Genomic DNA, 223 nt, shown 5'->3' on the forward strand with positions numbered 1-223 from the left:
GGAAGGGGAGTGAAAGAGATCCTGAAACCGTGTGCCTACAAATAGTCAGAGCCCGTTAATGGGTGATGGCGTGCCTTTTGTAGAATGAACCGGCGAGTTACGATCCCGTGCGAGGTTAAGCTGAAGAGGCGGAGCCGCAGCGAAAGCGAGTCTGAATAGGGCGTTTAGTACGTGGTCGTAGACCCGAAACCAGGTGATCTACCCATGTCCAGGGTGAAGTTCA

Annotated in this window: 1 rRNA gene; it reads left to right on the forward strand. The window is 53.4% G+C overall.

Annotated elements, in window-relative coordinates:
* A 23S ribosomal RNA gene (locus tag MR170_RS31855) occupies positions 1 to 223 on the forward strand; the annotation flags it as partial.

The sequence above is a fragment of the Bacillus cereus group sp. BfR-BA-01524 genome (assembly GCF_022662595.1).
GTDB classification, from domain to species: Bacteria; Bacillota; Bacilli; order Bacillales; family Bacillaceae_G; genus Bacillus_A; species Bacillus_A thuringiensis_S.